The following is a 12,944-nucleotide window of genomic DNA, read 5'->3' as shown; positions in this document are numbered from 1 at the left end:
CTATCTGTTGTTATTTTTTCAAAGACTTATAACGGGCGCTCACTCGCTCGGCTTCGCTTTTCAGCAAACCAATCAAGCTATCCAATTCAGGTGCGTCATCATCGTAGGCTGTCAGCAATTTGCCGTGGGCAGCACGCAGGGTGCCCAGTGATTTATAAATACGTTCCAAGGTGTGATCGGCTTGTTCCTGGTCTTTGACTAAGTCTAACCAAGCTACCACTTCAGCGCGTTGTTCAACACTAGAAAAGCCGTTGGTTGTAGTTTTACCGGGCTTGGATTGACGGGAAATCCAAATGAAACGGTCTGCTAGGCGCTTATCGTAAGCTGCATATAATTGACTACGTAAACCACTCACCTCACGTTTGGCGCCAATATCTTTCTGCAATAAGGTCGTAATACGGGCAATTGAGGCATCGGCGTCACGGATGATCACTTTAGTTTCTTTAGTGCGTTTGTAGTCGATAAACAGTCTGGCAATTTCATTGATGCCGGTTGCCAATATACCGACATCGTTTTTGGTTAAGGGGCTACTTACCCCCAACAGATTTTGTAAGTCGGAGCTACTGGATAGACTGTTTAATGCGGCAGCAAACTTATCCACCTCGGCATCCAGATTTTGTTGCGGCGTGTCGCCCATAATTTCCGCCAGCAACCCGGCGTAATCGGCAAGGACACGCAGAACCGCCGCGCGAGCTTCGTATTGGTCATTGTCCAGAAATGGTTTTGAAACTGCCTTTGGGTCGACTTTGCCGCCCTGGCTGATAATGCCAACCGCCTCATCGGTAGCGGTTGCAATGTAAGCCTGATTAACCTGTTTAAACGCATCGGCGACATTTTCGGAAACATCGGTAGTAGCCGTCGCAAATGCTGAAATGCGTTGCGCGGTGTTGGGCGGGGTACAAGCCGCCAAGCACATAATCGCGGAAAATGCCCACACCGCAGATTTTGAAAAAGTTGGTTTTCGCATAGTCCTATCCTTTTAAAGTAGTTTGATCAAAACCCTGGCCTCAGTTAGCTTTAGCATCGTAGGAAATCTTGTGTTGAGTTTGCTTAGCCAACTCAGCATCGAAGGCCACTGGATCGTTGATTAATTTCATAGCCGCATTCATATGCCAGCGGCCCAATTCGCGGTAGGCGCCGTAACGTTTGGCATCGGAGTTGGCGGTCATGCCGGCGGTCGAATCCTGCGGGAATTTCCCCAAGCCATGATGCTCTTTATCGGTCGGATCGTAAGAATCGGCGATATAAGCCGCCACTTCGCATAAACCGGGGTTGTTTGTTTCATCACAAACGCCCTGCTTCACCAAGCCATCCTCGTTACATAATTCAGGTTCTCGGTTTTTGTCACACCTTTGTACTTTCACCTGTTTACGCTCTACATCGACATACTGTGTTTTGATTTCATCCAGATTAATGGCCGGTTTCAACAAAAACACTTTGGCGTCTATCTCACTATCCTGACTACTGTCGCAAGTATTGCCGGTGCCTTTACGAATACAGCCGACCAGCACTTTATGCTGCCAGTCATAAATCGAATAATGTCCGCTGGTTGCAGGTCCATTCACATTGCGTACCTTATCGCCTGGATTATTGGCTGACTCGCCAACCAAGTTCAAACAATGATTTTCCAGGCCTTCCAAGCCTGGGATGATTAATTTTCGCGCGTCGTTAGGGTCTATTAAGCCCGACTTATCAACCTTGGCACCATATAAATTTCTTATCCTTATTTCGTTATGCAACAAGCACACATCCTCAAGATCGCCTTTTTCATCTTCGGCGCTATCGGCAATAAAAATATTCTTCATGCCGGCTTCAATCAGGCTGAATGCGCCCAAGTTGTCATTATTGCCGCCATCCATCAAATGCATGTATGACGAACGGGTTTTATCCTCGGTTTGCCCACCCAAAATGCGTAAAGCACCATCGGTATAATACAAAGGAAACGGCAGTGTATTGTGCAGATAGCGCCAGCCTTCGGCGACATTTGGATTATCTATATCTTTCCCCCAATCCTGGCCGGCCAAGTGTAGAAAAATTGCCGAGAAAAATCTTAAACCCCACTTTTGCGAGAATACCGATTCATTGGCGTCGGCAAATGCAGCGGAGGCGGTAACGGCGTCCAACAAATCCAAGTCGAAGCGGGCATCGCTCCCGGAATCTTTCATCTGAAAATCGCCGTATAAGCCAGTTCTAACCCCATAGGGCGACATTTGCATGGTGTACTGAGTAAAATCGCGCTGTCCGGGCAAAGACCAACCCAAGAAGCTACGTTTCCTGCTGGCAGTAGCGTTGATAAACCAGGTTGGGTATTTAATGTCTTTGGCTGAATTCAGCGTGTTTTCTAATTGTTGAAACGTCAGTTGACGGGCTTCTTTAGCTCGATCATTTGCTTGGCAATGCAGGAAATAGCAAGGTTGTTTATCGTCGGCAACGTCGTTGATGTCATCAATATCTTCCTCAAGATTTACGAATATGCTGTTTGTCGGATACCAGGCATAACTGCTCCAAATCCCCTCTTGATAGGCATGCCGGGTGCGAGACAAATTCACCGGCCAGTCGAATACCGTGCGGGCAATAAAATTGGGCACAAAAATGGCGGCCGTTTCAGCAACCAGTTTCAAGCCGGTAGCAATCTCATTGTCATCCTCTTTACCGTCCATGCCTGGCTTGCAATCGCTTTGCAGAACATCTTGCCGGCAGCGAAGATACTGCTGGAATTTGAACTGCTCTTTTTGCTGTTGAGTGGCAAGGTTGCAAAAAGGCCTAGTTTGGTTGGCATAACCTGGCAATACTTGGCTGTAATGCTCCGGCATGCAATCGGCAAAATAGTCCGTGATTTGCGGATTGCCAGGGTCTTGATCATGCAACATCAACTTGCTGTACAAAAACAACGAGGCGTAGCTGCCGCCGGAGACGCTAGAGATGGCGTCGAATTGGCTCAGGCCTTTGCCGCCATTGCTTTGCACGGCAGCCGCCAACACCCCCATTGCGTAAGACGCCGCCTTGGTGCCGCCGCCGGAAAAGGCCAAGCCGATCTTTTGGGGGTTGCCTGCGGTTTGCTGAGGGCCTAACAACTTTTCGGCGGGAAATTCCGGCGGCGTGACGGATTGATTCGCGCAGGCGCTGAGCAGCAAGGCCACGGCAATGCTCAAGACGGACGGGGTGATGGGCTTCATGCAAAAAACCTCAAAAGTGTGGTACGCCCAGCGTTTGGCTTAAAGGGCGTGGGTAGTAAAAAAAATCCGGCGCTAACGCGCCGGACGGTAAAGGGAAAAGCATAAAGCGTAAAGTTAAGGGTCCTGGGCGAGACGGAAGCCGAGGTAGTGAAGGCGGTAGTTGGCGTAGTACCCGTCGCGGTACGACGAACGTTGGTAGCTCGGTCCGCTATCACGGGAACCGCCGCGTAACACACGCAGGGAACAGTCGCCGTCATAGCACGAACTGGTCCACTCACTAACATTACCACTCATGTCGAACAAGCCCCAGGCGTTGGGTTGCTTTTGCCCAACCGTGTGAGTGCTTCTACCCGAATTTTCATCATACCAAGCTACCGTGCCAATACTATCGGAGCCACAGTACTTGTGGCTGCTACCGGCCTGACAGGCGGCATACCATTCGTCCTCGGTCGGTAAGCGGTGGCGTTTACCGGTCTGTTGATTTAAGCGCTGGATGAATTGCTGGACATCGTCCCAACCGACTTGTTCCACCGGGCAGTTGTTGCCGCAGGTACTGAAGTAAGATGGATTGTTGCCCATGATTTTTTGCCATTGGCCTTGGGTGACTTCGTATTTGCCCATCAAGATGCCGTTGGGCAGTTTGACCATTTCAATGCCCCTATCGTCGGCTTTGCCCAGCTGTTTGAGCATGGCTTGAACTTGCTCGCTGTAAGGACCATTTGCACCGTATTGCGCCAGATAGGCTTCCAGTACCGGTTTGGCTTGCTCGAGTTTTTGTTGTTGAAACAGGCTAAGGCCGTACAGAAAACCGAACGATTGCGGCAACGGGCTGTGTTGGCTTTGCAGTTGTTCCAGATAGCGCTCGGCTTGGGCGTAGTTTTTAGCGGCCAGGGCTTGCGTGGCCTGGGTGGCGAGTTGTTCGGCGCTGCCGGCGTGGGCGTTACTGGCAAGCAGACTGCCGGCCAAGAGGAAGATAATCAGTCTGTTAGGCATAGTGATGCGCATCCATGTTGAAAATAAAACGGGGTAAAGATTAAAACCCTTAATCGCGCTTGCCACTGCCGGGGTTGGGCGGGGGCGGCTGGTTGGGGTCAATCGGGTTGGTTTGTTTGAGCGTGTCTTTACCGAACTCGCTGAGTTGTTTGGGTAAGCTAGGCTCAGGCGATGCTTGTAGGGTAGTGGCGCGGCAAACGGCAAGGTTGCCTTTTACTTCGCATTGGCAATCGGCATCAGCGGCGGGCAACTGGGCGCGGGCGGCGTTGCAGGCTTGATCAGCACTGTTGCCGGCGCTGGTGGCTGTTACGGTTTGCAGCGGGGCGTTTGAGGCAGCTGCGCCGTTGGTTTTGGCGGCAAATTCGCTGTCTTTAAAGGCCTTGGCCGGTTCCTTGGCGTTAGCCGGTAAGGCGGCGATAGCGATGCGGCATTGAAAGCCGACTGTGTCGGTCATGGGTTCGCATTGGCAATCCCCGCCATTGTTGGCAGCGACTTGGGCGCGGGTACAGGCACTGGCTTCGGTTTCGCCGTTGGCGGTGGCGTAAATTTGAGCGCCCTGTTGTTTATAGCTGCCGTATGGGTCTGGGAAAGGTACTTTGGAATTAACACTGCGGCCCCAGATTTTATATTGGCCAGTGCCTTCGCAAGTCCACCAGTTGTGTTTAGCCTGCAGGTTAAGCGCAATGCCAACGCCGCAGTTCCAATCGCCATTGCTCATTTGCAGGCAATAGCGGGCGTCCATCGGTGCATCGCAACGGTTGCTAAAGTTGATGCGAATTCCATTGGGTTTGGTACATTCCTTGCCCTGGATGATTTCGTCGACCACGAAGCAGGCATCGGGGTCGGCGGCGTAGAGCTTAGGCGTAAACAAATATAAGATTAAAATCAGATAGCGCATTGCGGTATTTCCCCGGGTGAATAGCCAAGTTTTATAAAACGCTTATTGCAGTTTTTTACAAATAGCGATCCCTTGGGTAATTTCAGCTTTCCAGGATTTGCCGTCTTTGCAGGCTATGGCTTGTTCATAACCTTCAAACTTGATTCGGTCAAAACGCCATCCGTCATCGCCATTGCATAGCTCATTGGCATAATGGTCACGCACCCTTTTTGCCCAACTGATGGCGCCAGATTTTTCAAATTCACAATCTTTCCATTGGCCGGCGACAGCGACTTCTTTGAAGATATACTCGGGCTTTTTGTTACTATTTTTTTGCCCTGCGAGATTGTCACTGCCGGCGTCAGCGGCGGCTTTAGTGCTGGCTTGGCCAGGCAAACCTTTGATGTTGGCCTGATAAGAAGCCGGGCTTTCACGACAAGCTTTGTCAATCTCGGTTGTTTGGGAGCCGACGGCGCTGAATTGGAAGTTGTTCCAGTATGCCGGGTCCGGTTTGATGATCGAATACTTAACCGCATCTCCGGGTTTGAGAATGTCGCAATTGGCATTCATTAACGAGCCATCGTAGTTTTTTTGTTTTATGCAGGCCTCTATCGTAAAACTGCATTGATTCTGCACGGCTGCCACCGGCGAGAAGCCGGGTTGGTTATCTATGCTGGGCACAGCGCATCCGCCGACATTGGTGATACAGCTATTTCCGGCAGCGACGGCTTTACGCCCAACCAGTTGGTCGGCAAATTGATTGAGTATCTCGTCTACCGTAGGGGCTTTTGCCGCCGGTTGAGCGATGGCCACTGCTTGGCCAACTTGAGTAACAGCGGTTTGGGATTGGGCTTGCAGTTGTTTGGCCTCCTGTTGTAACTCTGCTTGTCTGCGTTGATTTTCCAGTTCCATTTCCGCCAGCATTTGTTGGCGGTCGGCTTCGGATTTTTTGTACATGGCCTCGGCTTCGCTAATGGTGACTGTTGATTCGTTGACTTGACCGTTGGCCGGTAGCGGTACTTCAACGGTCGCTATGACATGACAGGATTCGCGACCGCGTCGATCGACAGTACAATCTTCTATGGTTTCCGTCATTTGGCGGACTTTACGTTTTGCCGCTTTGCCCGGCTTGATGGTTTTGTATACCGCACCATCAGGCGTTTCAGCCACAGCGGGTTGGATGAGTTGCGCTACTGCGGCCAAAATAAACAGTAAGCGACGGGCAGGCTTTGCGGGCATTTAAGTACTCCATGACGATTGCCGAAAAAAACCGGCGGGATACTAACATGAGGAATGCTGAATCTGCGAATAACTAAGGTGAGTTAAAGCATTGGAAGATCAATCTGTTTTGGAAGTCAGCCAATTTTGACTTCTTGCGGTTTTTTGCCGCCACTGATTAAAATCGTTATATCCCTGAAACGATTGATTACAAGGAAGACTATGCCAACCCCTATTGAACCTAAATCACTGACCCGCTATGCCTCCTCCAGAAAGCTGGTGGTGCTGCTGCATGCATTTACCAATACCGCCGATAGTATGAAATACGTCAGGGCCGTGGTTACTGAAAGTTATGGCATCAGTGTCGCGGATATTTTTATACCTGAGCTGCCGCTCGCGACATGGTCCTGTGCCAACCCGGTGGCGGTTTGCAATCAACTTCTTGAGCAAATCGATGTCTTGTGGGCCGAGCGCATCGAGAAATATCACAGCCCATACGAGAGCATCATGTTTGTCGGCCATAGCTTTGGGGCGTTGTTGTGCCGGAAATTGTATGTCTACGCCTGCGGGGAAACTGCTTTAGCCCCGTTTGAACCGGGCATTAGACTAAAAACACTACGTCCATGGGCCGGCAGCGTTGAGCGGATTATTCTGCTGGCCGGTATGAATCGCGGCTGGAGCATTTCGCATCATATGTCGCTGAGCAAGGCTTTCTATTTCAGTTTAGGGGTCGGCTTCGGTGGTGTATGGCAAGCCTTAACACGCAAAAAGCCGGCAATCATGCACATCCATCGTGGCGCACCGTTTATCACCAATCTGCGTATTCAGTGGCTGAGCATGCGATATAACGCGAAACACAAAGGTGTCGGCAACGCTTTGACGGTGCAGTTATTGGGCTCTATCGACGATATGGTTAGCCCGGAAGATAATATCGATTTGGTCAGCGGTAGTGATTTTGTTTATCTGGATGTGGCTAAAACAGGGCATGGCAACATCATAGATATGGATGAAAAACCGGATGCGCAAGACCGTAGGCGAAAATTCCGCGCGGCTCTGTTGAAGGATGAACAAACCTTAAAGCAGGAATATAACCAGTTGCCACGTGACGAAAGTTTGCTTGTTTCGCGTGACAAGGTCACCGACTTGATTTTTGTTATCCATGGCATCCGCGATCCTGGTTACTGGACACACAAAATCGCTCGTCGTGTTAAGCAGCTTGGCAAAGATCACCATAAAACATTCGAAACCGAGACCTCCAGCTATGGCTATTTCCCCATGCTGTCTTTTCTATTCCCGTGGCGGCGTCGTGAGAAAGTGGAATGGTTGATGGATCAATATACCGAGGGTTTGGCGCAATACCCCAACGCTGAGTTCTCTTATGTCGGCCATAGTCACGGAACATACTTACTAACCAAAGCATTGAAAGAATACCCGTGCTGCCGCTTCAAGCAGGTGGTGTTGGCCGGTAGCGTGGTAAGAACAGATTACGCATGGGAAGCCTTGCTAAAGCAGGGACGGGTAGGAAAGGTTTTGAACTACGTTGCCTCTGGCGACTGGGTGGTGGCTTGGTTTCCAAATGCCATGCAGATGTTGAATTGGCAAGATTTGGGTGGCGCAGGCCATAGGGGGTTTGAATCCGACCAAGTCAATCAAATCCGCTATGCCAAAGGTGCGCACAGTGCTGCCTTGCACGAGGATAATTGGGATGAAATTGCCAAGTTTGTGATTACCGGTAAAACAGATGGGCTACCCGCAACTATCAAGGAAGGTAAACAGTCGTTTTGGGTTAGCGCGGTCAGCAAAGTGGCCCCGCTGCTGTGGTTGGGCGTAATCTATTTGCTCTATCTGATTGGGCGCGAATTTTGGCCTGATTTGAGTGCAGAGCAATGGCGGAGTTTGGTGTTTAGCGGATTGTATGTGGCTGGTATTTTGTTGGTCTTGACTAAGGTTTGAAGATGGTTACAGCATTTATTAAGGACTTACAGTAAGGCAACTCCTATTGGTTAAGTCGAATCTGAAAATCTTGAACTTCAATCGGCAGTCTGCTGTTGCATCCTTAGCCGTCTTTTAAGTAATTGAGGATTTGAGTTTGCGATTGATCGGTTATGGCCGAACTTGCTCTATTAGAATGTTCGGCTTGAAATGTTTCTGTATTAGTGGCGCAAAATCCGGAGTTTTCCCTTCTCGTGGCACCCGATCTAGGTTTGGACGCTGGGACAGGCGGGAAGCTTAGGAAGGACGATGAAGCCAGTTTATAGGCGGCAAAGTGCGGTGGGTATAGCTTGCAAGAGCTTTAAGTGACATATGTTGGTGCTTTTTATTATCGAGTGCCAATCATCTAATCGGCTTGCGTATTATCCAGAATGAAGGTACACAATGCGATCAACAATTTATTCTCTAGCTGGCCTGTGCAGAAAATCCGAACCGTGTTTTTCGCCTGACCTTGCTAGCCTGAGGCAAAGGCGTCAACGTATATCCAACAATTGCTAGCACTACCCCACGGAGTATCTGGCATTGCGGTAAAGCCCTGAATCCTGGCGGGCCGAAGAAAGTATCTACAAGCAGTTGCCAAAATGGAGCTGCTGCCTTTTCTGCCGTACTGAATACCTCTTGGGGGGTAAAGCCTTGAGCGGAATAACGGGTCGGCACCAGCAGGCCTAGACCAAAAACTCTACCTCAGCGCAACAACGCCAAAACCTTGCACAAAACCAGGAACCAAAATTTATCGGGAAAACGCCGCGATAAACCGCTCCCGTAACTTATCCATGCCCAGCACGGGCGCATCGCTGGCCGGCAGCATGCCGTCCGTCCATTGCCACTCCTTTATTGCATCCATCACCTTGCTATCGCGACTAATCAGATGCACCAGCACATCGTGGCTATCCGATTCGCAGGTCACAAACGGTGCTGGTTGGTGGTCGCCCAGCACCAGCAGTACCAGGTTATCGTCACCATAGTTAATCGCGTAGGAGATGATATTCGCCAGCGCATATTCGATGGATTTTCGATATTGTTCGCGGATGCGCTCGGTGTTTTGCCAAACCACTTCCGGGGTGTCGCCGACGCGGGCTTGATTGAAGATGCTGCCGTCGCCGACCTGGTCCCACTGCACTAGCTCCGGCAACGGCGTCCACGGCGCATGCGACGAAATCAAGGCCAGCTCGGCCATCAACGGTTGGCGCGCGCCGGGTTTGCGCTCCAAGGCTTGCAGGGCCGACAGCGTGTATTGGTCAGGCATCGTGATCCAGTTGAAGGTTTGGCCTTGGTAGCCCAAGTCTTGCGCGGCATAGATGCGGTCGTAACCGAAGTATTCGCCTTGCGGCCAGGCCATGGTATGTGCCGGTTGTACCGCCACGGTGCGCCAGCCGGCCCGGTGGAACAGGCGATTCAAGGACGGGCGTTGGCTCATCACCAAGCGGTCGTAGCGGGTCTGGCTATTGATCCATAAACCGGACATCAGGGTGCCATGCGCCAGCCAGCTGATGCCGCCGTAAGTCGGCGAGGTCAGGTAAGCGCTCCGCGCCGACAAACCGTTTGCGGCCAGATCGGCGCTGCTTTGCTGTAATAGGGGACGGATATGTGCGGCGTAATCGGCTTTGTCGAGCACGGTCCGGCCATACGATTCGATGAACACCACCAGCACATCCTTGCCTTTCAATTTTTCGAACAATGCGCTGTCCGGCACGGCGGCATAAGGGTCGCTATCGACGACGTTGTTGAAACTTTCCTGATCGGCCATGCCGCTGCGGATGCTGGCAACGTGCTGGGCCATTAGGTCGTAAAACGGCTTCGCTGCTGGCGACCAACCAGCCAAGGCGCATGCGCTCCAAACCGTCAGGCCGGCGCATAAGGCCAGCCCAGTAATTTGCGCCGAACTTTGCAGCAGCGCTTGTACCCGGCGCAGCAAGGTGTTGGTCAGCCAAAAGATACTCAACAATAAGGCGATTAGCAAACCCGCAACGACGATGGCGCCAATTTGGCCAATGGTGCCTTGCAGTAGATTCATGCCGTCCGCCGGAAAGCGGGAATCGAGTACCGGGTTGAACGGCCGGTCGAAAACCTGGTATGCCGCGAGGTCGGCCATTTTAAAGATGATCCCCGTCGCCAGCAGTCCGGTGGCGCATAATCGAATCACTAAGCCGACCCGGCCCGGCACTAGCAGCGCCAGTCCAAGCAATAGCGCTTCTAACGGCAGGTAAGCAAAAGCCTCCAACGAGATCGAGCTTAAGCGATTGGGGATAAGCAACGCCGTCAATACATAAATCACCGCGAAACCATTCAAACCGGTTGAAAGATGAGCTGTCCGGTGAGAATGGAAAATCCTGTTATCGCCTAGCATCTATAGCCCCGCAAGCTGGTTAAATGTGGCCGGCAAAACCGTTGCCGATAAAGTGAATTTAAGTTTGCTGAGGCGGGCATGCTAAGTCGAATGTGCTGTTGTGTGTTTAAGGATGATACTGCTTGCAAGCAAAAACAAAGCCAAACTGGCACGGCATCTGCTTGAGCTTATCGGTCAATCCGACTCAGTAACAGACACACATGCAACGAACCGAGAATGCCAACTTAAATTTTCTGCAGCACGAATTGCGCGTAATCGCCCAATTGGGCTTGGGCGTGTTGCTGATCGGTTTTGGTGTATTCAGCGTTGCGGAAAATTGGCAGCTTGCCGGCCTCTGGCTGTTTCGGGCCAGTCTAATTTGGGCTTATGTCTGCCTATGCGTATGGCGGCGTTTACCGTTGAACCGCGCCAGTTTGGAAGCGCCACTTTACGGTAGCCTCGGCTGGGGCAATCGTTTAACTCTCATGCGTGGCGGATTTATTGCGCTGACCGGCGGCTTTTTGTTTATGCAGCAAGCGCTTGCCGCTTATCTTTGCTTGCCGGCGATGTTTTACACGCTGGCGGCTATCCTCGATAGGTTGGACGGCTTCGCGGCTCGCCGTAGCGGACAGGTTAGCCTGTTGGGTAATGAATTGGATATTACCTTCGATGCGCTGGGATTGGTGATCGCACCGCTATTGGCAATCGGTTTGGGCAAACTGCATGGCTCTTATCTGCTGTTGAGCGTGGCTTACTATGTTTATCGGTGGGGCTTGCAGCGCCGTAGCTTACTGGGGTTGCCCTTATACGACTTGCCGGAAAATCCTTTGCGTCGGACTTTGGCGGGCTTTCAAATGGCGTTTGTTGCCGTAGCGCTCTGGCCGCTGCTTGACCCCGAGTTGACCGCTATCGCCGGCATTGCCTTCATGTTGCCGGTACTGTTCGGATTTGCGGCGGACTGGTGGGTGGTGTGCGGTAGGTTAAAGCAGCAGGACTATCAGCGCTTGGCAAATTGGAGCGCGCAGTATTTTCAGCCAGGGCTGAGATTATTAGTACCGTTGCTGCTGGTTTTGCTGATACCGGATGCCATCGACACCAAGGACAAACTGCTGGTGCTAGGCGCTGCGCTGGTTGTGCTTGGCTTGGCCGGGCGCTTGGGAGCGTTGATCGTGATCGTCTCCTTGGGTTGGCATTATCCGTACGATAGCAATCCTATTGTGTCTTATGGTTTGATCTTCTCTGCCAGCTGGATTTTGCTGCTGGGTACCGGCCGTTATAGCCTTTGGAGATGGGGCGACGAGTGGATTCAACGCTATGACGGGGCCTGATGAACTGGTTTAAGGCGCTGCCGATTTTATTGTGGTTGCCGGCGTTGCTGCTAGCTGGCACGGTGTTTAGCCAATTGCCGCTTGGCGCTATTAACCGGAGCATAGCCACATTATCTATTAGCCAATGGCTAGCCTGGATAGCACTGAATCTTGCGATTATTTTTCTGGCTGCCCAGCGTTGGTGGGTACTGAGTGATTTGCTGAAATTACCGGTTGGTGTTGCTAAGTTATTGCTGATTCGCCAAGCCGGCCAAGCCGTCAGTTTCATCACGCCCGGCCCGCAATTCGGCGGCGAGCCTTTGCAGATTTTTTGGCTATACAAACGCTGCCATTTGCCGCTGCACGGGGCGCTGCTGAGTTTGGGCCTGGATAGGTTTTACGAGCTGTGGATCAACTTCAGTATCCTGATCTTGGCGGTGCTATTGCTGCTGGCTTCACCGGCCGGCGCTGTCGCCAACTGGCGGGAAATCCTGCTGAGTCTGACCGCTATCTTGCTGACCCTGTCCTTGCTTGGCTGGTTTATTTTAAAGCAGCCGGAACAGATATTGGCTGGGTTAAAGCGCCTGGCTCGGCGTTGGCAGCAGCATCCGCGCCTGCAAAACATCGAAACCCATTGGCAGCGCTTGGGTAGTGACTTAAAGGACGCTGTCACGGCAGGTAAGCCGGCTTTATGCAAAGCCTTTATATTTTCTCTATGCGGCTGGGCCGGTTTGCTATTGGAGTTATGGCTGCTGCTTGGCGTATTTGATTTTGCCCTGGATATGTCTGCATTTCTGGTGGTTTTGGTGGCGATGCGCCTGTCATTTTTGTTACCGCTGCCGGGCGGCGTTGGATCGTTGGAAGCGGCGCTATTCTGGGCGTTTCAATATTTGAGTTGGCCCGCCGAAGCTGCCATTGGCTTGATTGCGTTAATGCGTTTGCGCGACGCGATTATGCTCGTCAGCGGCTTGGGTTGCTTGCGCGTTTTACAGGCAAGACGGTAGCACAAGTGCTTGCCTGAAGGCAGGGTATCAGCAAACCCTGTCTGTATCGCA

Annotated in this window: 9 protein-coding genes; 3 read left to right on the top strand and 6 right to left on the bottom strand. The window is 51.6% G+C overall.

All coding sequences use genetic code 11. The annotated features are described in order from the left end of the window. Positions 1-10 precede the first annotated feature (10 nt). From ACR02O_RS13010 to ACR02O_RS12990, 5 genes are all read right to left on the bottom strand, one after another. Positions 11-967 (bottom strand): hypothetical protein, encoded by a 957-nt coding sequence (locus tag ACR02O_RS13010; RefSeq protein ID WP_171695576.1) that lies wholly within the window; start codon positions 965-967, stop codon positions 11-13. Positions 968-1,007: 40 nt separating this feature from the next. Beyond that, positions 1,008-3,176 carry a hypothetical protein gene (locus tag ACR02O_RS13005; protein ID WP_494521766.1) on the bottom strand — a complete coding sequence of 723 codons (2,169 nt, stop codon included), beginning with the start codon at positions 3,174-3,176 and terminating at the stop codon, positions 1,008-1,010. A gap of 114 nt (positions 3,177-3,290) precedes the next feature. Beyond that, positions 3,291-4,169, bottom strand: a complete 879-nt coding sequence (locus ACR02O_RS13000) for an SUMF1/EgtB/PvdO family nonheme iron enzyme (protein ID WP_494521765.1) — start codon at positions 4,167-4,169, stop codon at positions 3,291-3,293. Positions 4,170-4,218: 49 nt separating this feature from the next. Beyond that, positions 4,219-5,067: a hypothetical protein gene (locus ACR02O_RS12995; protein WP_171695579.1), complete on the bottom strand. Its 849-nt coding sequence runs from the start codon at positions 5,065-5,067 to the stop codon at positions 4,219-4,221. Between the two features lie 42 nt (positions 5,068-5,109). Beyond that, positions 5,110-6,285 carry a hypothetical protein gene (locus tag ACR02O_RS12990; protein ID WP_171695580.1) on the bottom strand — a complete coding sequence of 392 codons (1,176 nt, stop codon included), beginning with the start codon at positions 6,283-6,285 and terminating at the stop codon, positions 5,110-5,112. 201 nt (positions 6,286-6,486) lie between these two features. Between ACR02O_RS12990 and ACR02O_RS12985 the strand changes: the two genes are divergently transcribed. After that, entirely contained in the window at positions 6,487-8,217 is a 1,731-nt protein-coding gene (locus tag ACR02O_RS12985; protein WP_458137376.1) for a lipase family protein, read from the top strand. A gap of 769 nt (positions 8,218-8,986) precedes the next feature. Here the strand turns inward: ACR02O_RS12985 and ACR02O_RS12980 are convergent. Continuing rightward, on the bottom strand, positions 8,987-10,603 hold the full coding sequence (locus ACR02O_RS12980) for a sulfatase-like hydrolase/transferase (RefSeq protein WP_494521764.1): 1,617 nt from the start codon (positions 10,601-10,603) through the stop codon (positions 8,987-8,989). A gap of 200 nt (positions 10,604-10,803) precedes the next feature. On the opposite strand from ACR02O_RS12980, the gene ACR02O_RS12975 reads away from it, so the two are divergent. Continuing rightward, positions 10,804-11,910 carry a CDP-alcohol phosphatidyltransferase family protein gene (locus ACR02O_RS12975; RefSeq protein WP_458137374.1) on the top strand — a complete coding sequence of 369 codons (1,107 nt, stop codon included), beginning with the start codon at positions 10,804-10,806 and terminating at the stop codon, positions 11,908-11,910. Continuing rightward, complete coding sequence (locus tag ACR02O_RS12970) at positions 11,910-12,893, top strand: lysylphosphatidylglycerol synthase transmembrane domain-containing protein (RefSeq protein WP_458137373.1); 984 nt, start codon at positions 11,910-11,912, stop codon at positions 12,891-12,893. The genes ACR02O_RS12975 and ACR02O_RS12970 overlap by 1 nt, the downstream gene beginning before the upstream one ends. Positions 12,894-12,944: the final 51 nt, after the last annotated feature.

It is taken from the genome of Methylomonas sp. PHL2-19 (assembly GCF_059331595.1).
The sequence above is the reverse complement of the archived record's forward strand: the minus strand, read 5'-3'. Positions and strand labels throughout refer to the sequence as shown.